Source organism: Chitinophaga varians (assembly GCF_012641275.1).
Lineage (GTDB): Bacteria > Bacteroidota > Bacteroidia > Chitinophagales > Chitinophagaceae > Chitinophaga > Chitinophaga varians_A.
This window is the reverse complement of record NZ_JABAIA010000001.1, coordinates 1329076-1350764: the sequence shown is the minus strand read 5'-3', so window position 1 is coordinate 1350764 and position 21689 is coordinate 1329076. Positions and strand designations below refer to the sequence as shown.

19 protein-coding genes and 3 tRNA genes are annotated in these 21689 nt (G+C 50.5%); 13 read left to right on the top strand and 9 right to left on the bottom strand.

Features of this window, described 5'->3' with window-relative positions:
• Positions 1-47: 47 nt before the first annotated feature.
• The 3 genes from HGH92_RS05465 to HGH92_RS05455 are packed head-to-tail and all read left to right on the top strand — an operon-like array spanning position 48 to position 2202.
• Positions 48-401, top strand: coding sequence for a DUF4288 domain-containing protein (locus HGH92_RS05465; RefSeq protein ID WP_168869734.1), 354 nt, complete (start codon positions 48-50; stop codon positions 399-401).
• A gap of 21 nt (positions 402-422) precedes the next feature.
• Positions 423-1487: a sensor histidine kinase gene (locus HGH92_RS05460; protein ID WP_168869733.1), complete on the top strand. Its 1065-nt coding sequence runs from the start codon at positions 423-425 to the stop codon at positions 1485-1487.
• The gene (locus tag HGH92_RS05455; RefSeq protein ID WP_168869732.1) at positions 1465-2202 is read left to right on the top strand and encodes a LytR/AlgR family response regulator transcription factor; all 738 of its coding nucleotides are present in this window, start codon (positions 1465-1467) and stop codon (positions 2200-2202) included. Before HGH92_RS05460 ends, HGH92_RS05455 begins: the two co-directional genes overlap by 23 nt.
• On the opposite strand, the gene HGH92_RS05450 is transcribed toward HGH92_RS05455, so the two are convergent.
• Positions 2197-2586, bottom strand: a complete 390-nt coding sequence (locus tag HGH92_RS05450; protein ID WP_168869731.1) for a thioesterase family protein — start codon at positions 2584-2586, stop codon at positions 2197-2199. The two genes, HGH92_RS05455 and HGH92_RS05450, sit on opposite strands and share 6 nt — an antisense overlap.
• 102 nt (positions 2587-2688) lie before the next feature.
• Here HGH92_RS05450 and HGH92_RS05445 point away from each other — a divergent pair, with 102 nt between their 5' ends.
• Together HGH92_RS05445 and HGH92_RS05440 are read left to right on the top strand one after the other, a co-directional pair.
• Complete coding sequence (locus tag HGH92_RS05445) at positions 2689-3114, top strand: MarR family winged helix-turn-helix transcriptional regulator (RefSeq protein ID WP_168869730.1); 426 nt, start codon at positions 2689-2691, stop codon at positions 3112-3114.
• A 47-nt stretch (positions 3115-3161) separates the two neighbouring features.
• Positions 3162-4754 carry an MFS transporter gene (locus HGH92_RS05440; protein WP_168869729.1) on the top strand — a complete coding sequence of 531 codons (1593 nt, stop codon included), beginning with the start codon at positions 3162-3164 and terminating at the stop codon, positions 4752-4754.
• A gap of 9 nt (positions 4755-4763) precedes the next feature.
• On the opposite strand, the gene HGH92_RS05435 is transcribed toward HGH92_RS05440, so the two are convergent.
• Together HGH92_RS05435 and HGH92_RS05430 are read right to left on the bottom strand one after the other, a co-directional pair.
• The gene (locus tag HGH92_RS05435) at positions 4764-6635 is read right to left on the bottom strand and encodes an Nramp family divalent metal transporter (RefSeq protein ID WP_168869728.1); all 1872 of its coding nucleotides are present in this window, start codon (positions 6633-6635) and stop codon (positions 4764-4766) included.
• Between the two features lie 75 nt (positions 6636-6710).
• The gene (locus HGH92_RS05430) at positions 6711-7370 is read right to left on the bottom strand and encodes a metal-dependent transcriptional regulator (protein ID WP_168869727.1); all 660 of its coding nucleotides are present in this window, start codon (positions 7368-7370) and stop codon (positions 6711-6713) included.
• Positions 7371-7499: 129 nt separating this feature from the next.
• On the opposite strand from HGH92_RS05430, the gene HGH92_RS05425 reads away from it, so the two are divergent.
• A complete protein-coding gene (locus HGH92_RS05425; protein ID WP_168869726.1) occupies positions 7500-8450 on the top strand; it encodes a hypothetical protein in 951 nt (316 codons plus the stop codon).
• 163 nt (positions 8451-8613) lie between these two features.
• Here the strand turns inward: HGH92_RS05425 and HGH92_RS05420 are convergent.
• From HGH92_RS05420 to HGH92_RS05405, 4 genes are all read right to left on the bottom strand, one after another.
• A tRNA-Val gene (locus HGH92_RS05420) sits at positions 8614-8688 on the bottom strand.
• A 32-nt stretch (positions 8689-8720) separates the two neighbouring features.
• Positions 8721-8795: transfer RNA gene (locus HGH92_RS05415), tRNA-Val, on the bottom strand.
• Between the two features lie 38 nt (positions 8796-8833).
• Positions 8834-8908 (bottom strand) — tRNA-Val (locus tag HGH92_RS05410).
• Between the two features lie 200 nt (positions 8909-9108).
• Positions 9109-11262, bottom strand: a complete 2154-nt coding sequence (locus HGH92_RS05405; protein ID WP_211092537.1) for a cation:proton antiporter — start codon at positions 11260-11262, stop codon at positions 9109-9111.
• Between the two features lie 167 nt (positions 11263-11429).
• Here HGH92_RS05405 and HGH92_RS05400 point away from each other — a divergent pair, with 167 nt between their 5' ends.
• The 4 genes from HGH92_RS05400 to HGH92_RS05385 all read left to right on the top strand — a co-directional run bounded on the left by HGH92_RS05400 (position 11430) and on the right by HGH92_RS05385 (position 14589).
• The gene (locus tag HGH92_RS05400) at positions 11430-11738 is read left to right on the top strand and encodes an ATP-dependent Clp protease adaptor ClpS (protein ID WP_168869724.1); all 309 of its coding nucleotides are present in this window, start codon (positions 11430-11432) and stop codon (positions 11736-11738) included.
• A 15-nt stretch (positions 11739-11753) separates the two neighbouring features.
• Positions 11754-12392, top strand: coding sequence for a leucyl/phenylalanyl-tRNA--protein transferase (aat, locus tag HGH92_RS05395; RefSeq protein WP_168869723.1), 639 nt, complete (start codon positions 11754-11756; stop codon positions 12390-12392).
• 57 nt (positions 12393-12449) lie between these two features.
• Positions 12450-13058, top strand: coding sequence for a DinB family protein (locus HGH92_RS05390; RefSeq protein ID WP_168869722.1), 609 nt, complete (start codon positions 12450-12452; stop codon positions 13056-13058).
• Positions 13059-13173: 115 nt separating this feature from the next.
• On the top strand, positions 13174-14589 hold the full coding sequence (locus tag HGH92_RS05385; RefSeq protein WP_247654830.1) for an MFS transporter: 1416 nt from the start codon (positions 13174-13176) through the stop codon (positions 14587-14589).
• A gap of 8 nt (positions 14590-14597) precedes the next feature.
• Here HGH92_RS05385 and mtaB read toward each other — a convergent pair whose 3' ends face one another.
• Positions 14598-15875, bottom strand: a complete 1278-nt coding sequence (mtaB, locus tag HGH92_RS05380) for a tRNA (N(6)-L-threonylcarbamoyladenosine(37)-C(2))-methylthiotransferase MtaB (protein WP_168869720.1) — start codon at positions 15873-15875, stop codon at positions 14598-14600.
• Between the two features lie 102 nt (positions 15876-15977).
• On the opposite strand from mtaB, the gene HGH92_RS05375 reads away from it, so the two are divergent.
• From HGH92_RS05375 to priA, 3 genes are all read left to right on the top strand, one after another.
• Positions 15978-16427 (top strand): DUF4258 domain-containing protein, encoded by a 450-nt coding sequence (locus HGH92_RS05375; protein ID WP_168869719.1) that lies wholly within the window; start codon positions 15978-15980, stop codon positions 16425-16427.
• A gap of 70 nt (positions 16428-16497) precedes the next feature.
• Positions 16498-17271, top strand: a complete 774-nt coding sequence (locus tag HGH92_RS05370; protein ID WP_168869718.1) for a lysophospholipid acyltransferase family protein — start codon at positions 16498-16500, stop codon at positions 17269-17271.
• The gene (priA, locus tag HGH92_RS05365; protein ID WP_168869717.1) at positions 17268-19709 is read left to right on the top strand and encodes a primosomal protein N'; all 2442 of its coding nucleotides are present in this window, start codon (positions 17268-17270) and stop codon (positions 19707-19709) included. The genes HGH92_RS05370 and priA overlap by 4 nt, the downstream gene beginning before the upstream one ends.
• On the opposite strand, the gene HGH92_RS05360 is transcribed toward priA, so the two are convergent.
• Positions 19710-21683 (bottom strand): hypothetical protein, encoded by a 1974-nt coding sequence (locus tag HGH92_RS05360; protein WP_168869716.1) that lies wholly within the window; start codon positions 21681-21683, stop codon positions 19710-19712.
• Between the last annotated feature and the right edge of the window lie 6 nt (positions 21684-21689).

Sequence of the window (21689 nt, the reverse complement as noted above, 5' to 3'; positions counted from 1 at the left end):
AGGACCTTACCAGCGCATTATCTTACCAACTTTTTAAATCTTATTGTATGTATTGGTTTGTTGCTAAAGTAGTTTATCAGATCATTTGCGGTAATGGCTCTCATACGCCGCAATTCGATGAACAGTTGAGACTGATCAGCGCCATCTCCAAAAAAGAGGCCTGGGAGAAAGCAAGGGAAATCGGAATGCAGGAACAATATGCCTTCAAAAACCAACAACAGGAACTGGTACAATGGAAGTTCATCAACGTACCGGAAGTATATACCCTTGATCAACTGACAGACGGCATGGAGCTGTATTCCCGCATAGAAGAACCAGGAGATCCCAATTCCTATATCGCCTGGTTGCAGATGAAATCCGCACAATTGCAGGGACAACAATATATTGAAGTGAACGTCTAAAAAGACAAAAAAGGCGCGCTATTGGCAAAAGAATTATACAAAGGAAACTCCCGGTGGAGTTTCCTTACCTCCTTCCTGATCTGGCTGGTGTTGTATGCAGCCCTGCTGTATTACTGGTTTGATCTGACCGCATGGCAGGCTATTTCAGACAGTTCCGTACACGTTGTCCTGCTGGGCGGCGCCGGGTTCCTGATCAGCCGTAACCTGTCGTATTACCGTCCGGGCGCCGGTATCAACAAGTTTCTGTATGTAACAGTGGTTAGTTCCGTGATGGCCGCCCTTTGGGTATTCTTCACCCACTGGCTGCTGGAAACCACCTTTGATACCGACCCTGTATACCTGCGCTGGCTTAATAATGCCATCCCGATCCACTTTATTGTGGGATGTATGATCATCGCCGGTATTGGCTACCGCAGCCAGCTCTGGTACGATGAAGAAGAGGAGCAGGGCGAAAGGGAGAGGAGAGAGGCCAACGAAGCCATTATCCGGGAGGCTGAATTGTACAAGCTGCGGCAACAGTTACAGCCACACTTTCTGTTCAACAGCCTTAACTCTATCAACGCGCTCATTATGCTGCGTCCGGAACAGGCCCGTGAAATGGTGCTCAAACTGTCCGACTTCCTCCGTGGCTCCCTGAAACGGGAAGACGACCACTGGATCTCTCTGAAGGAAGAACTACAGTATCTCCAGTTATATCTCGATATCGAGAAAGTGAGATTCGGACATCGTTTATCCACCAGCGTTAGTTATGATGAGGCGGCGGAAGCGATGTATGTGCCGCCCATGCTGCTGCAGCCAGTGGTGGAAAACGCCATTAAATTTGGTCTGTATGATACGGTAGGGGATATCTGTATTACCATCAGGGCGTATGTGGAAGACGGGATGTTGCTGCTGGAAGTGAAAAACCCGTTTGACAACGAACTTCAGCAGCCCAATAAAGGCACCGGTTTCGGGCTCACCTCTATCAGGCGGAGGCTGTACCTGCTGTTTGCGCGGCAGGACCTGCTGGAAACAGGCGCTGAGGAAAATATTTATACCACGCTGATTAAAGTACCACAAACACATGATAAAAGCAGTAATAATTGATGATGAACCTCTGGCACGTGAAGTGGTAAAGGAATTCCTGTCAGGCTATCCGCAGGTGCAGCTGATGCAGGAATGCAACGATGGTTTTGAAGGACTGAAAGCTATTCAGCAGCACCAGCCGGACATTATCTTCCTCGATATCCAGATGCCGAAGATCACCGGTTTTGAGATGCTGGAACTGGTAGAAACCATGCCTGCCGTGATATTCACCACCGCTTTTGAAGAGCATGCGCTCCGTGCTTTTGAAGTACATGCTGTGGATTACCTGCTGAAACCCTTTTCCCGCGATCGTTTTGACAAAGCCTTTCAGAAATGGCTGGAACAACATAACAGCAATGCCGCCGCTACGGCCGCACTGCTGGAAACAGCCGCTGCCACGCCATTACAAAACAATCGCGTAGTGATCAAGATCAACGGGAAAATTAAGATCATCCCGGTGCAGGATATTCACTACCTGGAGGCAGCAGATGATTATGTGAAGATTGTGACGCAGGAAGGCAGTTTCCTGAAAAACAAAACCATGTCGTTTTTTGAGCAGACGCTGGACCCGCAGCAGTTTACCCGGGTACACCGTTCGTATATTCTGAATGTGAACCAGGTAACGCGCATTGACCCTTATGAGAAGGAAAACCACCTGGCCATCCTGCGCAGCGGCGCCCGGGTGCTGGTGAGCAAAACCGGTTATCCCCGCCTGAAAGCGGCGCTGGGCTTATAAAGCGGCAAAACGCCGTTCCAATTTCTCTTTAAGCAGTATTTTCTGTGCCTGTGTGCCGCGTGCTATGAGCCGGTTGCCCACATGCGCTTCATAACTGCATATGATTTCATTTCCCTGCAAAGCGGTGATGGTAGCGGTAAAATGTACTTCGCTGCCTTGCAGGGCCGGTGAAAGATGTTCTACTGTCAGCATGGTGCCGATTCCTTCCTCTTCTTCTGTTTTCATTTCCAGTACAAACATGCGGCAACACCACTCTGCATCACGGCCCAGGGCAAAGGTAGCATACACGGGATGTACCCGGCCGCTGTCAAAAGCAGCACAGTCTTCTGCCCGTACGTGACGGGTAAACTGTTTCACATCGCCCGGCTGAAAGATGCTTCGCATAATTCGGTTTTTGCCTCTCAAGTTAAGTTTTTCCCATAATATCATTTGGTTGAATATTCAACTAAATTTCGTACCTTTGTATAGTTTAAAACAAACAAGACAATGGACCAGTCACCACGGATCAGCTTATTAATTTCCCAGGCGCTGGGGCTTTACCGGTTGCGCATCAATGCACTGCTGGCGCAGCACGGGATTGATCTCACGTCCGAAATGGTGACCGTTCTGCGGGTGCTGTGGCAGCGGGAAGGGCGTAAACAGCAGGAGCTGGCAGATCTGTTGCATAAAGACAAGGCCAGCATTACCAAGGTTATCCACAACATGGAAAAAAGAGGCCTCGTGGCCCGTGCAGCTGATGAAACCGACGCCCGCAATAAAAAAATCGTGCTGACACACAGCGGACAGGCCCTGAAAATGAAAGTATTGCCGGTGCTGGACCCGTTCCTGGACAGCCTCACGGCGGATTTTGACGAAAAAGAACTGGCTGCCGCCAGAGCGGTGCTGTCTGCCATTATCCGCCGGCTGCAATAAAAAATTTGCCTAAATAGTTGCATGTTCAACGATAAATCATTCCTCTTATGGCTTATGCATTGTCACCATACCGGTCATTTGTGCCCAAAGCGGTAAAAGGGCCGTCGATGGTCCTGTTGATCATCCTGCAGGCTTTTGTGCTAGGCATCACCAGCACCACAGCATCGCGGCTGGCGGCGTTTTATGGGATAGCGCCGGAAACGGTCGTATGGTTTTCGCAGGCCGGCGCCATCGGGATGGTAGCTATCATTCCGGTATACTACCGGCTGCGGCTGTATTTTCAGAAATCGGATTTATTGCAGCTGGCGCTGGGGTTGCAGATAATACTGTCGTTACTGTGTTTTACGGTCAACAATGCGACTTTGCTGCTGGTCAGCAATTTTTTCATCGGTATGTTGAAGCTGGCCTGCCTGCTGGATTTCATCTCTTTGTTGACCAATGAGTATCCTGTTATGCGCCACAGGGCGATGTTTTACGGGATCTATTATACCATTGCCCGTTTTGGGGGAGAACTGGCGGATATTTTTGTAAACCCTGTACTGGAAGATCATGACTGGCGCGATATCTATCTGATATCCGCAGCGGCGGCGGGAATATGCATAGTACTTTGTGCGCTGTTGTTTCACCGCCGGCGGACACACCGTCGAATACCGCTGTACCAGGTGGACTGGCTCAGCATGCTGTTGTTTGTGGCCGCAGCATTTCTTTTTTCGTATGTGCTGACGTATGGTAAGACACTGGATTGGTTTGATGATGACACCATGGTGTATGCGCTGTTGGGATGCGGTATTACCGTTGTGTTATTCATATACCGGCAGTTCAGCGTGAAGCGGCCGTTCTGGGACCTCAGGGTATTTGGTCTTTACCGGCAGGTGCCGTTGGGTATTGCTTTCATGGTGGTGTTGTACGTGTTTTACAGCACTGGTTTCCTGTTCAACTATTACGCCGGGTATAATTTCCGGGAGCAGGAAAATTACTTGTCGCAGATGGCTGTTATCACGTTGTGTGCTTATATGATCAGTTTCCCGTTGACCGGCTGGCTGCTTTACAAAGGGGTACAACGGCGTGTCATGCTGAGCATTGGTTTTATGCTGTATAGCGGCTCGCTGTATCTTTTCAGCCATAATATTCAAACTGCGGCTGCCTTTGAAGCGTTGGTGATACCGTACGGGATGCAGGGCATGGCTTATGGCCTGGTGCTGACCACTCTTTCCACCTTTGCGGCCACCAATATACCGCGGCGTATGAATGGCCACCGGGTGATGGGCAGTTTATCCTTCCGGTACATTATCGGTTCCTTTGCCGGTTACGCTTTGTACAGCAACTGGTTGTTCAGGGACACTGTTACCCATGCCTCCTGGCTGTCCGAAAGCCTCACTCCCGATAATCCGTTGTACGGCAGGGAGCTGGGCAGTTTCAGGGCTTTATACCTTTCACACGGGATGGACGTGCAGCACGCTACGCTGGCGGCGCAGGCCATGGTACAAAAGAAACTGCATCTGCAAGCCATGCTCGTAAGTATACGTGACATCGCATTGTATGTAGCCGTTATTGCAGCCATAGCCGCCGTATTGGTGCTGTTGGTGCGCCGGTTCGAAATGCACGAAGTAGCGTCGAAAAACAAATATAAAATCGTATAGTCGTAGCAGTTACTGCACCACCAGCACCGGTACTTTTACAAAGTGGCGTACCTGGTTGGCCGTTTCCCCGTATATCCAGTCTTTGATGCCTTTGTGGCCATGGCCGCCGAGCACGAGGAAGTCTGCTTTTTCATGGTTGACGATGCGGGCAATTTCTTTGGCACGGTGACGGAAGCCGAGCATGCCACGGGCTTTGATGCCGCGGCTGTTCAGCAGCGCCAGGTAGGTGTCCAGCTGTTCCTGGTCCTTGCGTGTTTCGAAGTCGTCGGATTCTGTACCGAAGTATTTGGCGGACGCGCTTTCCACGATGTGTATCAACAGGTACTCCGTATGCTCGTTACCGTGAGCAATGGCATTAGAGATGATCTGTTCGTCTTTTTTGCTGAACTCCAGCGCCATGGCGATGCGTTTGTATTCAGGCTTTTCCAGTTCTCCGAGGGACACCTGCGGCGTATGGATACCGCCGGACGTTTCCTGGCGGTAGCGGCTGATGAGCGGGTATATCACGGTTACGATCAGCAGCACCACAAAGCCGACAGAGGCCAGGATGATGATGCCGTCGATGAAAACATTACCGTTGCCGGAAATGTAGCCCATTGCTTCTGTGTACACCATGCGCATATTCAAATATACCAACAAAGCAGTGATGGCCCAGCTAAGTACTTTGGTGACGGGTTTGATGGCGAATTTGCCCATGGTGTGTTTATCGCTCACGAAGTGGATCAGGGGGATGATAGCGAAGCCCAGCTGCATGCTCAGCAGTACCTGGCTGAAGACCAGCAGGGCGCCTACCTGGTTTTCCCCGGCGATAAGGATGACCAGGAAAGCCGGCACGATGGCCAGCAGGCGGGTCAGCAGCCGGCGCAGCCATGGATTGATGCGCAGGTGCAGGTAACCTTCCATGATGATTTGCCCGGCAAGGGTGCCGGTCACGGTGCTGCTCTGTCCTGCGGCAATCAGCGCCACGGCGAAGAGGATGGGCGCGAGCTTACTGCTCAGTAACTGTTCCAGCAGCTGATGCGCGTCCTGTATTTCCGCAATGTCCGTGCGTCCGGTTTTAAAGAATACTGCTGCTGCCAGGATGAGTATGGCGGCGTTGACAAGGAAAGCGAGGTTGAGCGCGATGGTGCTGTCCACAAAGTTGAGTTTCAGCGCCTGTTTGATGCCTGCGTCGTCCCGTTTGATCTTACGTGTTTGCACCAGTGCGGAGTGCAGGTAAAGGTTATGCGGCATCACGGTGGCGCCGATGATACCGATAGCAATATACAGCGCGGTATTATCGGGGATGGAAGGGATGAAGCCCTGTGCCACCTCCCGCATATCCGGTTTGGCCATGACCAGCTGCACCATGAAGGAAACACCTACGATGGCCACGAGCGCCACGATAAAGGCTTCCATTTTGCGGATGCCGTAACGTTGTAATACAAGCAGCAGGAACGTGTCCAGTACGGTGAGGCTGACGCCCCATATCAGCGGCAGGCCGGTGAGCAGTTGCAGCCCGATGGCCATGCCCAGCACCTCCGCCAGGTCGGTGGCCGCAATGGCCACTTCCGCCAGGAGGTAGAGGATGAAGTTGACGCTGCGGGGATATGTTTCCCTGTTGGCCTGTGCCAGGTCGCGGCCACGAACGATGCCCAGCCGGGCGCTGAGACTTTGCAGCAGCAAGGCCATCAGGTTGCTCATTAACAGTACCCATATCAGTTTATAGCCATACTGGCTGCCGCCGGCGAGGTCGGTGGCCCAGTTGCCGGGGTCCATATAGCCTACGCTGACAAGGTAGGCAGGCCCGAAAAAGGCGAACAGCTTTTTCCACTTTGATTTATTGCTGGTATCTATGCTCTGATGTACCTCACTCAGCGACGTTGCACGATTGTAGTCCATAATTAATTCAATTGCGAATTACGAATTACGAATGCGGGCTCCTTTGTTGGCCGTAATTCGTAATTCGTAATTTTTTTAAACGGGTCTTACCATGATATTTTTAGCCACCTGCTCACTGATGGTGAGAGAAGGCGCGTGTTTCATTTTTATTTCGATGGAATTGTCGTATTCATAATGCGTGACAATTTCCAGTTGCGTGCCGAGGCGGATACCTTTGGCGTTCAGAAAGGCCAGCAGGGCCACTGACTGGTCTGTAACGGCAGTGACCACGAGCCGCTTGGCGTTGGCCTGGTCCAGTGAAGTCTGCGGGCGTGGTTTGGCCATCCGGCCGTGCGCATCGGGGATAGGGTCTCCATGCGGATCTACCGTCGGATTGCCCAGGTATTCACTGAGCCGGGTGGTCAGTTTTTCACTGCGCACATGTTCCAGTTCTTCGGCCAGCTCATGCACTTCTTCCCAGCTGAAAGCCAGCTTGTCTACCAGGAAACACTCCCACAGCCGGTGACGGCGCACAATCTGCAGGGCGGTTTTGCGGCCTTCCGTGGTCAGGGTGATGCCTTTATATTTTTCATAGTCTATCAGTTGTTTCTCTTTTAACTTCTTAGCCATGTCGGTTACAGAGGCCGGTTTGGTGTCCAGTTCGTATGCCAGTCCGTTGGTGGTAACGGCTGTATCCCCTTCCTGGAGCTTATATATGGCCTTCACGTAGTTCTCTTCTGCAATGGATAAGTTCATATCGTCTAAAATATTATTTAGACAAATCTAAATAATTATATTGAACTTTTCCCCATCCGGTATGTTTTTTGATTTTAGCTGCGCACATATAAAAATTATATCTAACTTTTCGCCCTGAATCAACTTTTCATGAAGCGTTACCTGTTATTATTATTGACAATTGTTGCACTGGCAGCCTGCAAATCCAAAAAGAAACCTGGCAGAGGCGCTGATGAGCCCATGACATTCGAAGACTTCCAGGAATTATTTACGCCCGGAACATTACCGTATAAACTCAATGCAGACACCCTGCAGCTGAAACAGGCCGATTCACTGGCCGTTGACGTGGCAGATGTGAGCCGCTTCCTGACAGACACGCTTCTGAAGGGTGACTATGGTAAAACAGAAAAGGTAAAACTGTTTCCACTGGCCCGTATCCAGGGAAACCTGACCAACTACATGGTTATTAAAGCGGTGGGCCGCACACAGAGCACCGGTTATCTCTGTATACTCGACAAAAAAGGAAAATACCTGAACCGTTTGCGTATAGCCAACACCGGTAGTGCAGACGGTACTGTTGTCTCCACTTCCATCGACAGCAAAAATGTGATCAAGGTAAGCTCGGAGAAAAAACTGAGCGGCAGCAATACCGCCCTGAAAGAGGATTTTTATGCGGTGGGCAAAGATGGTTCAGTACAGTTGATCATGACCAATTCCAATGGCCCTACCACGCCGGGCCAGATCTTCAATCCCATCGATACATTGCCGCGCAAACATAAATTCTCCGGTGATTATACTTCCGGCGACATGAGCCTGATCTCCATTCGGGATGGCGAGGACGGAAAAACTTTCCAGTTTTTCATCACTTTCTCTAAAGACAACGGCAACTGTAAGGGAGAACTGAGTGGTAAAGGCCATTATATAGCCGGTAACAGAGGGGAGTTTAAAGACAAGGAATCGTCCTGCGGCATCGCCTTCCAGTTCTCCGCAGGCAGGGTTACCATCCGGGAAATAGGCGGCTGTGGCGCGTACCGCGGCATTAAATGTTTCTTTGAAGGGAACTATGCTAGAAAAGCAGAGAAGAAGAAAAAGAAAGTGTAGGAATTTTTTGATTTTATAGATCGATAAAAGAGAAGACCGAAGCGAGTGAATACTTGCTTCGGTCTTCTCTTTTTATTCCGAAATCAAAAAATTCGTACTTCAGAAAATCATTCAATTTTTTCCAAAAAAAAAGCCACTCAGTATTACTGAATGGCTTCGTATGTGGGAGCTACTGGATTCGAACCAGTGACCCTCTGCTTGTAAGGCAGATGCTCTGAACCAGCTGAGCTAAGCTCCCGAAAAAGATCTTTTAAATGACGATGAAGTGTGTGGGAGCTACTGGATTCGAACCAGTGACCCTCTGCTTGTAAGGCAGATGCTCTGAACCAGCTGAGCTAAGCTCCCTAAAAAAGATCCTTTCAATAATTCAAAAAACTGAAGTGTGGGAGCTACTGGATTCGAACCAGTGACCCTCTGCTTGTAAGGCAGATGCTCTGAACCAGCTGAGCTAAGCTCCCTTCTTTCTTGTTTACCGCCGAGCCTTTCGTTCGATGGGATTGCAAAGGTATAAACTATTTTTATTCTACCAAATATTTTTTGAAACTTTATGAAGGTGTTCGCTTCAAACCCTTTATTGTAAAGGGTTTGAAGCGGGTGAAAAATATTTGTCGTTATGATATGACGGATGAATTGTATACATAATGTATGATGATGACCGTTATTTTTTAGGCCCTTTGAAGATACGTTTGAACGCTTTGCCGAGTTTGTTCAGATTGGCCAGTTGCTCCTGTATAGGCGCCAGGGTGAGGTCCTCGGGCTGCAGTCCGGCTTCCAGGTAGTCTATTTCTGTTTGTTCCGGATACAGCAGGATCACATTATTGTCTTTGAAGTGACGGCTCACTTTAGCCGGAATGTTTTCCAGGTAAGCGTGATAAGACAGCGTGCCTTTGCGGGCTGTAACCACTACCACCAGGTCGTCGCGGGTCACTTCCCGGGAAAGGACAAGGAAATCCTCGATCGTTTCAAATTGTTTGAAAGTGACTTCCACGCTCAGTTTGGACTGTGTGATAAAGGCTTCCGTGAGGGACTGTGTTCTGGCGTTGGAGAACACCAGCAGTTTGGCGCCGGCCTGTTTGGCCAGCAGAAACATTTTCTGCATATAGTGCAGGAATCCCAGTTCATATTCTGTATTAGGCGGCAGTACCAGTACCATCTTTTTGGTGGTGCTGAGCGGGTACAGGAAGTTACACACATATACTGTTTCCCATACACTCTGCAACACGTTGTCCATGGTGGTACCGAAGATGTTGCCGAAGAGACGGTCGGTAGTGCTGGTTTTGTCAGTCCATCCCAGCACCACATCGCTGATCATCAGTTCTTTGGCGGCGCGGGCAATGCCATCGGACACATTGAGGTCGATGCGGGTCACCACCTGCACGTTGCTTTCGGTGGCCGCGGCGTGTATGATGGCTTTTTCCATCATTTTATTGGTCAGATGGATCTTGTCGCGTGCTTCGTCATTGTCCTGCACCACAGCCAGCGGATAGATAGGCGTGGGGACGTTGGCATCCTTGATCATCACGGCAAAGTCCAGCAGCGCTTCGATACGGTCCGGGTTGGAAACGGGCACCAGTATACGTTCCGGTTGGTCCGGCAGTTCTGGTTTTTGTTCTGCTTCCTGCAGTGCCAGCCGGCGCCCGGCATTTTCGGTAACGAAAGAGCCTACCAGGCAGGTGATGAGAATGAGCACTACGGTGCCGTTGAGCACATGTTCATCGACGATGCCCATATTAAAACCGATGAGGATCACGGCGATGGTGGCGGCGGCGTGTGCGCTGCTCAGGCCGAAGATCACATTGCGTTGGGTAGGACTGTATTTAAAGATCAGCTGGGTGAAGAAAGCGGCAAACCATTTACTGCTGAGGGCCATAATGGTGAGCGCCCCTGCAATGATAAGCGCCTCTGGGCCTTTGAGCAGTACGCGGAGGTCTACCAGCATGCCCACGCTGATCAGGAAAAACGGAATAAAGAGCGCGTTGCCTACAAACTCGATGCGGTTCATCAGCGGGGAGGTGTGCGGGATCAGCTGGTTGAGCGCCAATCCGGCGAGAAACGCGCCGATGATGCCTTCTACGCCGGCCAGTTCCGCGAGGAAAGCGGCAGCGAACACGAGGGCCATTACGAAGATAAAGTGGGAGGTTTTATCGTCCTTGATCTTCTTAAAAAACCAACGTCCGAGCATGGGCATCAGCCAGAGGATGATCAGGGCGAATATCGTCAGGGATATGCCCAGTCTCACCCAGAAGGCGGTGTTGAGGTTGCCTGCCTGCGCCCCGGTGATAACGGCCAGTATCAGCAGCACGGCGGTATCGGTAATAATGGTGCCGCCTACGGCCACCGTCACGGCTTCGTTTTTGGTAATACCCAGCCTGCTGGCCAGCGGATAGGCTACCAGCGTATGCGTGGCGAACATGCTGGACACCAGCAGGGTGGCCTTGAAATTAAAATGCAGTACATAAGTGCATACCACAAAACCCAGCAGCAGCGGGATGAAAAAGGTCAGCGCGCCAAACACCATACTGCGGTAACGGTTCTTGCGGAACTCCGTCATGTCCAGCTCCAGGCCGGCCAGGAACATAATGTACAGCAGGCCTGCTTTGCCAAACAGATCGATACTGCCCTTTTCAATAATGCCGAAGCCGTGATCACCAATGGCCATACCGGCAAGTATCAGTCCGATGATACTGGGGATACGGAATTTGCGGAGGATGATCGGGGCCAGCAGAATAATAAACAGTACCAATGAAAAAATAGGTACCGGATCTTTCAGGGGCAGATGGGTATCCATCAATAAAACCAAGCTATGGACCATAAACACATTGTTATTTTGTTTATTATCTGTTCACCGTTTACTGCGCCGCAGGTGGCGCGAAGCAGCGAATATGAAAATAAACAAATCTTAAATAATCATTTCTCTGGGTCAAATATGAATAAATTAACGAATAATCCATGTAATTTTGCGTAAAGCTTTATTTAAAAATGAGCGAAAGAACTAATACAGAGGTATTTACGGAAGAGTTAGAGGACATCCTGGTGGCCGAAGATGAACAATTTCCCTTCAGCCTGGTGGTGTGGAATGACGATGTCAATACCTTCGATTGGGTGATCGCTTCCCTGATTGAAGTATGCGGCCATACCCACCAGCAGGCGGAGCAATGTGCCCTTATTATACATCACAATGGTAAATATGCTGTGAAGGAAGGGGAATACCACAAGCTGCGCCCTATGTGGGAAGCGCTGGTGGAAAGAGGTATCAGCGCCACTATCGAGGAGATGGCGGACCGCTAACCGATTTTATTTTCCATGCCCGTTTTCCGTCTCAATAAACAACTGCTTTTTCCCCCGGTACATCTTGCCGAGCCGGATGGCCTGCTTGCCGTAGGTGGTGACCTTTCCGTGGAAAGGCTGCTGCTGGCCTACCGTTCCGGTATTTTTCCCTGGTTTGACGAACGACCCATACTCTGGTGGAGCCCCGATCCCCGTTTTGTATTGTTTCCGGCCGACCTGAAAGTGTCTTCCAGTATGAAGCAGGTGCTGCGCCGTCAACAGTTCCGCATTACCTACAATGCCGATTTCCCTGCTGTTATTGCACGTTGCAGCCGTATACCCCGCCGCGGCCAGGACAGCACCTGGATCACAGCGGAGATGCAGCAGGCCTATATCCGCCTGCATCAGGCCGGCTATGCCATGTCTGTGGAAAGCTGGCTGGACGACCAGCTGGTTGGCGGCCTCTATGGTGTTAAAATAGGTCCCTGCTTCTTTGGCGAATCTATGTTTGCAGCCGTCAGCAATGCCTCCAAGGCGGCTTTTGTCACTTTTGTACAGGCATATGCAAAGGAGCTGAAGCTGATCGACTGCCAGGTGGAAACGGAACATCTCGCCTCGCTGGGCGCAGGTTTCATCTCCCGCGAAACTTTTCTTGACCTGATACAGGAACCCTGATTTTTGTATAGTTTTGGTGTGACTTACAACCCCATCTCTCCACCAAAACTTAATTCCATGAAAAAACTGTTTTTATCACTGGCCGTGGTGTTGCTTTCCGGCTTCACCCTACCCCCGCTGCATACTGTCAGGCTGGAAGACAGAACGCTGCTGATCAATCAGCTGAAAGAATCGAAGGAAAACCTGTTGAAAGCCGTGGCCGGCCTTACGGACGCGCAACTGGAATTCAAGCCTGCAGCTGATCGCTGGTCGGTGATCGATTGTGTGGAACATATCACCATCGTTGAAAAGGCGATGATCGACGAGGAAAAGAAGATGGTGAATGAACCGGCCAACCCGGAGCGCAGAAAGGATATGAAGATGACTGACGACCAGATCCTGCAAGGGGTGGAAGACCGCAGCCATAAGTTCAAAGCGCCGCCTTTTGCCCAGCCCAAACACAGCTATGCTTCGCCGGCGGACGCCATCAATGCTTTTGTGACGCAGCGCGACCAGCTGATTGATTATGTCACCAACACCAAAGACCAGTTGAGGGAACATATTGCAGACAATCCCAACATTGGTACTGTAGATGCGTACCAGCTATTACTGTTTGATGCCGCCCACGCTGTCAGGCATACCAAACAAATCGAAGAAGTGAAGGCTGATCCGGGTTTCCCGAAATAGCCGTTCATCAGTCCGATGTAGATGGCATTATCATTGAACCCTCTCTGTATCTTTTTTCAGAAGCATTATGTGGAAACCTGTTGCAAAGCTTACGCAGGAAGATACGGAGAGGGGTATGAGGCTTGTTATTGGTGACGGGCTTGCGGCTGAAGTGATGACAACGCTCACCAGCGGCGCCTTTCTGGTTGCTATGGCGCTGATGTTAGGGGCCAGTAATCTACAGATCGGGGTGTTGTCAGCGTTGCCTACCTTCACCAATATTTTCCAGTTAATATCCATCTGGCTGGTAAGGCGGTCCAATAATCGTCGGGCCGTGACCGTTATCTGTACCATTCTGGCAAGAATACCGCTGGTAGTGATCGGCGTGGTGCCGTTGATTTTTCCGGGGGCGGCCGGTATTCAGTTCCTTATTGTTTTCCTTTCTGTCTTTTATTTTTTTGGTTCACTGGCCGGACCATCGTGGAATGCATGGGTGAAGGACCTGGTGCCGGAATCCATGTTGGGCAGTTACTTTTCAAGAAGGGGCAGTTATACGCAAACACTGAACGTGGTGCTTAGCCTGGCTGCCGCGCTGGGCGTAGACTATATCAGGAAGCAATATCCGCAGTATGAACTGGACACCTACTATTTACTGTTTTTACTGGCAGGGATAGCCGGGCTTACCGGGGCGGCGATATTGTCGCGTGCGCCGGAGCAGCAGGTGTATATGGACAAGGAGAATATTTTCCGGTTGTTGAAGCGGCCGTTGTCTGACCTGAACTTTGTCCGCCTGCTGGTATTCAACTCTGCCTGGGTATTTGCCATGAGCATAGCGCAGCCTTTTTTTACGGTGTATATGATGAAGGGAATGGGGCTTTCATTATCCTACATCACGGTACTGACGATTATCAGCCAGTTGTTCGGCATCTTCACGATCCGCATCTGGGGCACGTTTGCGGACCGTTACAGTAACAAGACCATCATTGCTATCAGTGCGCCGTTGTATATTATCAGCCTGATTTTATGGTGTTTTGTGGGCATCTACACAAAAATGTACGCTAATATCATCCTGTTGGTGATTGTACATATATTGATGGGCGTAGCCAACGCCGGTATCAACCTGTCTATTACCAACATTGGTTTAAAGCTGGCACCTGCCAAAGATGCTATCGTGTACCTGTCGGCCAAAAATATTATCACAGCGGTGTTTTCCGCACTGGGCCCTGTGGCAGGCGGTATACTGGCCGACTTTTTTGAGCATAAGTCATTGAAGGTGGACGCCGTCTGGAAAGGAGAAACACACAGTCTTCAGCTTCATCTGGTGGCATTACATGAATGGAATTTCCTGTTCCTTATTGCCGCAGTGATAGCCGTTATCTCTCTGGAGATGCTGATGGTAGTGAACGAAACGGGTGAAGTGGAAAAGAATACCGTTGTGCGTATTATGCGCAGCAGCATCAAAAATAACCTGAAAGATTACTATCTGATCGGCAACCTGATTACGCTGCATGACCGGTTCTGGGGGTATGTACTACGCCGTAAACCTTCCTGATAGCGGATTTATCGCAGTTCCCAGTCCACCAGCTGATTCACCCATTCTTCGCGGAAGTGGGTGGTCACACGGATGTAGTTATCGGTATAACCTTCCATCATGCCGTCTTTGCTGTGGCTTTCAAACAATACTTTACGGGTTTGGTTCAGGTGTTGTTCCTGGAAGTACTGTTGTTTTTTGTGGCTGAGGTTACGCAATTGTTTATTGCGTTCGTGGCGAATGTTGACCGGCACTACAGGATTGATTTCGAGTGCGGGGGTATTGGCCCTTTCGGAATAGGTGAATACATGCAGATAGGACACATCGAGGCCGTGAAGGAAATCGTAGGTGTCCTGAAAATGGGCATCGCTTTCAGAGGGGAAGCCAACGATCACGTCTACCCCGATGGAGCAGTGTGGCATGAACTGTTTGATGAGCGCTACTTTTTCCGCGTACAGTTCGCGGCGGTACCGGCGGCGCATGAGGCCCAGTATTTCGTTGTTGCCGCTCTGCAGCGGTATATGGAAATGAGGCATGAACCGCTGGCTGTTGGCCACAAATTCTATGATCTCATTGCTGAGCAGGTTGGGTTCTATGGAAGAGATGCGGTAACGTTCGATGCCTTCCACTTTGTCCAGTTCCTGTATCAGTTCATAAAATGATTCTTCTCTTTTTTTGCCGCCGTGGAGGCCTTTGCCGAAGTCGCCCAGGTTAACGCCAGTGAGCACGATTTCCTTTACGCCGCTGGCTGCCAGCTGAACGGCATTTTCCACTACGCTGTTAACACTGTCACTGCGGCTTTTGCCTCTGGCCATGGGGATGGTGCAGAAGGTACAGCTGTAGTCGCAGCCATCCTGTACTTTCAGGAAGGTGCGGGTACGGTCGTTAACGGAATAGGAGGCATGGAAGGTATTGACATCTTCGATGTCGCAGGAGCAGATTTTGGCGCTGTTGCCTTTGGTGAGCGTTTTCAGGTGCTCGGTGATGTTGAATTTTTCAGCGGCGCCCAGTACCAGGTCCACCCCTTCAATAGAAGCGATTTCCTGTGGTTTGAGCTGGGCGTAACAGCCGGTGATGACCACCATGCTTTCCGGTGCGCGGCGCTGGATACGACGTACCAGCTGCCGGCATTCCTTATCGGCGTTATCTGTCACTGAGCAGGTGTTGATGACATACACATCTGCCGTATTCTCAAAATCCGTCTTAACAAACCCGTCCTGTTCCAGCAACCTGCTCAAAGTGGAGGTTTCTGAAAAATTCAGCTTACAGCCGAGTGTATGAAATGCTACTGTTTTAACCTGTTCCATAAAGGAGGGCAAAGGTAGGAACTTTTTATGTCATAGTTTGGTAAGTAATTATTAAGTAATTTAGGGCCGCTTTTCTTAAAAGGTGAGTCTGTTAATCGAACTATGAGATCATTGCAAAAGTACCTGCCCGTTATTTTACTGGGATTATTATTGTTTGCCGGCTGGCATCAGGAGTGGTGGAAAGGAAGCGATAAAAAAGCTTCTGCGCCAATTACGGACAAGCCCGTAGTAACCCCTTCCGGCAGAATGTCTGCCGATGTACCTGAAGGAGCGCTCAACCGGCAGGCACAGCTGGAATATACAAGGCATGCCATTTGTCGGATGGAATGCCGTCATGTGACAAAAGAAGAAGTGCAGGAAATCCTGTCCACTGGTACTGTAAATCCGGCAAAATCCAATCCGAACGACCAGCCATGCCCTACCTATGCACTGGAAGGCTATTCCCATGAAGGGCAGCACCTCCGTATTGTCTTTGCTCCATGTGACCAACAGCACGCGAAAGTGATCACCTGTATTGACCTGGAAAAAGACTGGACCTGTGCCTGCGAGTAGTACACGCAAAGGCGGATAAGACAGAAAAAAGTCGTAGTTTTCCGCCATCATTCACATTTACAAGGCGTTTATGAATTTTCTACTGAAACCGTTGCGTGTAATTTATGTTGTGTACGCCGCTATCGTTTTCCTGTCCATCATGTTCCTGATCCTGCCGCCAATTTTCCTGGCGTCATTGCTGGGGAAGGAAAAGGGTGGAAATATCATTTTTTATTTCCTGCGTTTCTGGGCGCATGTGTGGTTTCCGGCAGTAGGGATGAGGGTTACCCGTAAATATGACTGTGAAAAAGAGAAAGATAAAGAACCTTGTATCTATGTGGTGAACCACCGTTCCTACCTGGACGCGGCCATTGCCGTAAAAGTAATGCGGCTGCCGTTCCGCCCGCTGGGGAAAGTGGAAATGGCCAAAATTCCCGCATTCGGCTTCATTTATAAAAACTCTGTCGTGTCCGTGGACCGGTCCAACGCATCGGCCCGTGCACGAAGCGTGAGAGAGATGATGAGTGCCCTGAAGGCCGGTATCTCCATCCTGGTGTTCCCTGAAGGGACCACCAACGAATCCAATGAGCCATTGCGCCCGTTCCACAACGGCGCCTTCCGGATGGCCATCGAAATGCAGATTCCTATCAAACCAGTGTTATACGTTGATGCCGGAGACCGGTTGCCTCATACCGGCCCTATGCATCTCAACCCCGGTAAATGCCGCGTGGTGTTTCTGCCTGCCATCCCGGTGACAGGGCTTACCCTCGATGATATCAACAGCCTGAAACAACAGACCTATGACATCATGGACCGGGAACTCCGGAAATACCGTCATTATCCAACATTGCAACCCGTAGGATGAAGTACGCTGATGTAATACTGCCGCTGGCCCTTCCTAAAAATTATACGTATGCAGTCCCTGAAAGCATGGAGCATGCTTTACAGCCGGGAAGCCGTGTGGCAGTACAGCTCGGAAAACAAAAAAAGTATGCGGGCATCGTGAAGGCGGTGCACGAACAGGCGCCTGCCTATAAGACCAAGCCACTGCTGGATATGCTGGACAAAGACCCTGTCGTATATCCCACACAGTTAGCCTTCTGGTCATGGATAGCCAGCTATTATATGTGCAGCGAAGGAGAAGTCCTCAACGCCGCGCTTCCAGCGCACCTGAAGCTTTCCAGCGAAACACTGTTGTTGTATAATGATGCCTACGGCGATGATTTTACCGCCCTCGATGATGACGAATATCTCATCGCGGAGGCGCTGCATATCCGTAAAGAACTGCGCATTGAAGAAGTGCAATTGATCCTCGATAAATCGGAAGTGTATTCCGTCATCAAAAAACTGATCGAGAAAAAAGTATGTCTCATTTATGAAGAGCTGAAAGAAGTTTACCGGGAAAAAAAGGAAAATTTCGTACAGCTGCATGCCGACTATCACGACGAAGAACAGCTGGCAGCGCTCTTCAATGATATGGGCCGCGCACCCAAACAAATGGAGCTGCTACTGGCTTACCTGCACCTGCAGAAAACGGAAGGCAGCGTAAAACAAAATGATCTGCTGAAGAAATCAGGCGCCACCACGGCCCAGCTGAAAGGGCTGGTCGACAAAAATATTCTCTGGATAGAAAAAAGGACAGTCGACAGAATCCGTACCGGCAAGGTGGACGCACAGATCGACTTCAGCCTGAGCCCTTCACAGGAGGTGGCCTTGCAGGCTATCCGCCGTCATTTCGAAGAGAAGCAGGTAACCTTGTTGCATGGTGTTACCTCCAGCGGCAAAACACAGATATATGTGAAGATGATGGAAGAATGCCTGGCCTCTGGCCGGCAGGTGCTGTATCTGTTGCCCGAAATAGCGCTTACCGCGCAGATCATCACACGGCTGCAGAAACACTTCGGCAGCAGCATTGCCATCTATCACTCCCGCTTCAGCAACAACGAAAGGGTGGAGATATGGAACAAAGTCAAAAACGGCGAAGTGCAGATTGTGCTGGGCGCGCGTTCCAGCCTGCTGCTGCCTTTCCGCGACCTGGGACTGATCATCCTCGATGAAGAACACGACGCTTCCTATAAACAACAGGACCCCGCGCCACGCTATCATGCGCGTGATGCGGCCATCTATTATGCCAGCCTCTTCAAAGCCAAAGTGCTGCTGGGTTCTGCTACACCGGCGCTGGAATCCTATTACAACGCGCAGCAGGGCAAGTATGGGCTGGTAGAGCTGAACGAACGTTTCGGCGGCATACAGATGCCTGCCATCGAAGTGGTGGACATCAAACAGGAAATGGCCGAAAAAACCATGGACGGCAATTTCACGCAGGCATTAAAAACAGCGATCACCCAAAGCCTCACAGAGAAAAAGCAGGTGATCCTTTTTCAGAACCGCCGCGGGTATGCGCCGTTCCTGCTATGCACCACCTGTGGCTGGATACCGCATTGCAAACAATGTGATGTATCACTGACCTATCACCGTAATCAGGATAAACTGCATTGCCACTATTGCGGCACCCGTTATCCCTATGTGTATACCTGCGAAGCCTGTGGCTCACAATCGCTCATCCCGAAAAGTTTTGGTACCGAAAAGATAGAAGACGATCTGCAGCAATTGTTTCCTGAAGCGCGTATTGCGCGTATGGACGTGGATTCTATCCGTAATAAGGACAGTCACAATAAAATGATCCGTTTGCTGGAAGAGCAGGAGATCGATATCCTGGTAGGCACGCAGATGGTGGTGAAAGGACTGGACTTCGATAACGTGAACCTGGTGGGCATCCTCAGTGCCGATAGCCTGTTGAGCTATCCCGATTTCAGGGTGAATGAAAGGGCGTTTCAACTGATGGAGCAGGTGAGCGGCCGTGCCGGCCGTAAACACGGAATGGGAAAGGTGTTGATACAGGCCAGCAATACCCGTCATCCTATACTGCATTTTGTGAGCGAACACGATTATAAGAGCATGTATGAAGCGGAGATTGCCGAGCGGCAACAGTTTGGCTATCCACCTTTTTTCAGGGTGCTGAAGCTCACGTTGCGACATAAAAACCAGCAGGTAGTGGAGCAGGCCGCGCAGATACTGGCCAGCTGGCTGCAGCCGCATATCGGCGCGCAATTGGTAGGACCGGCGGCGCCACTGGTGGCAAGGGTCCGGAACAATTACCTGCAGGAGATGCTGATCAAACTTCCCCGTGACAGCAGAGTGATCGCCCATGTGAAACAGGTGTTGCGTGAGTTTTTCGTGCAGTTGCTGGCAGAGAAACGTTTCCGCTCTGTGGTAATTGTGCCGGACGTAGACTGTGTATAACTATTGTTTTTTCACCAGCGTCAGCTGTTGAAGCTGTAGTTTTTTGAACCGGTCAAGAATATTTCCCAATACTTTTTTGTCTTCTCCTTTTAACTCGCTCTGGCTGTACCATTCGATGATAAAAATGTGCAGCCGGCTGTTTTCTTCCTCACATCTCATTTTGAGCCCCAGTACGTTGTTATGGGAGATATCTGCCGTGAAGGCTGCTTTGTCGGCCAGGGTATATCCTGCCGGCAGATCAATGTGCACACGCTTTTCCTGGTAGTAGGGAAAGGCCAGTTGCACCGGTTTGTCGCCTTCCGGGAGATGGTATTGGTAGTTCTGAACACCGGCCAGTAACTGGCCGATGCTGAGCAGGTAATGATCGCCGTCCTGCACAATGAGAGCGGGTGTTTCCAGGGTGCTGTTGATCACCACTGGTTTGTCGAGTGGCGTGTTGGTGAACTTTTCATTCTGTGCTTCCACAGATACGATCGTGCGTGCGCCCGGCATAAAAGGCAGCAGCGCGTTGAAGATATTGTTGCGTGCCTCTGTGGTAGTGGCCTGTATGAAAGCGTTTTTAGCATTGCTGCCGCCATAGCCGCCGAAGGACTGTGTTACTTTCCATACAGGGTGGCTCAATGAGCTGAGGCTGGCTTCCAGCGTGCTGTTGCTGAAGGTGTACTGTGGTTGCGGCGTCATGATGAAATCGGTGAGCACTTTGCTTTCTGTACCCACCAGCGTATCACGGCAGCGAAGCGCGAGCGTATTGCTCCACAGGGGCGGATAGCACGGATAACGTGTATTCATCTCCGTTGGGGCCAGCGCCTGTTGCTGGGCCGGGAAATACAGCAGGATATTGTTAGCCGCGGCACGGTTTACCAGGTTTTTCTGTAAGGGAATGGTATCGCGCGAAGCGGTAGCCAGCAGCTGCACGGGAATATTCAACGTGTAATATGCTGCCATCATGAGTTTCACCATGCCGTTCCGGTCTGTCTGTTTGGTACGGATGATGGTGCTCAGGTCTTGTGGTTCAAAGAAATCGCTGGCAGGCCGGAGGCTATAGTTTGTTTTGATATATTGTTCCACCAGGTATATCAGCTGTGGTACCGGGAGGCGGTATTTCAGAAAGGGCCAGCGGTCCAGTTCTTTCTCCAGTTGTTTCTGTTCATTTTTATTAACGGACACATAAGGGATATAGAGGTCCTGTCCGAACTGTTGCCACGAGAGGCGGGTGGTGTCCCTGCCTTCTGTGGCGGTGCTCAGGGCAAAATCGATGCGTTGCAGCTGTGGCAGGAAGTAATAGAAATCATTGTTTTGCAGTGCCGGCACCTGCTGCAGTGCTACGCGGTGGTAGTGGTTGTTGCCGGCCACGCTGTCGGTAATGCCGGGTACGCCGTTGGCCGCATGAAAGTTGAATTGCAGGCTACGGGGAGCTACCAGCATAAACTGTATCTGTCCGCTGGCGATGCCTGACTGGAGATAATCCGCGCCGGCGTAGTCGAACAGTTCTTTGAGGCTCAGTTCATATTCCAGTTCTCCGCCTGCCTGTACCCGGATATTGTTGACCACCACCGCAGTGCGGCCATCATTGAGTTTGAGCGACCTGGTCTGGTCTGTCAGGTTGATGGTTTTGCCATCGGGGAGGAGGGACCGGATACGAAAGCCACGCAGCAGTTCATTGGTTTCCAGCGTCAGGGCCAGCTGGGTGAGGCTGTCGGCAGCAGCGGCGGTATTGATGTGTATTCTCTTGTAAATAGTTTTATAGTGTGTGACGGCTTCTGCTTTATCGCGGTTCGTGATATTGAAGTCGCGTGATATTTTGTAGCTGGTGATGTAATAAGGTGCTTCCGCGGCGGCGCCGGTGAGCGCAACCGTTTCAGGCTGTGCATTGTCTTTCCAGGTATCGGGATAGTAATTGTTAATCTGGGCGGATGTTAACAATGGCAAGCTGGCAATGCATATAACGGAGAGAAAGAATATAAGTCGTTTCATGATAGC